A 248-nucleotide genomic window follows, 5' to 3' on the forward strand; every position below is an offset into this window, starting at 1 on the left:
TCCCAATTCCCGCCCGGCGTCCGCCTCGAGTTGGGCCACCTGCCTCGCCAAACGCAACACCACCTCGCCGGCTTCAGTGGCCTGGGCGGGGTTGCTTCTCTGCAGCAAAACCCTGCCGGCCGACTGCTCCAAGGCCTTCAGGCGCTGCGAAACCGCCGACGGCGTGATGTGCAGTACCCGCGCGGTAGCATCCAATGTGCCCTCCGAGAGGACCGTGGCGAACGTGAGCAACTGCTCGGAGGAGAAAC

At 66.1% G+C, this 248-nt stretch carries 1 protein-coding gene; it reads right to left on the reverse strand.

The window, feature by feature from the left end; all coding sequences use genetic code 11:
• Positions 1-248: LysR family transcriptional regulator (locus SB764_RS43240; RefSeq protein WP_410867200.1), on the reverse strand; the 248-nt coding region annotated here is incomplete at both ends.

Source organism: Paraburkholderia sp. SIMBA_027, from assembly GCF_046535315.1.
Lineage (GTDB): Bacteria > Pseudomonadota > Gammaproteobacteria > Burkholderiales > Burkholderiaceae > Paraburkholderia > Paraburkholderia tropica.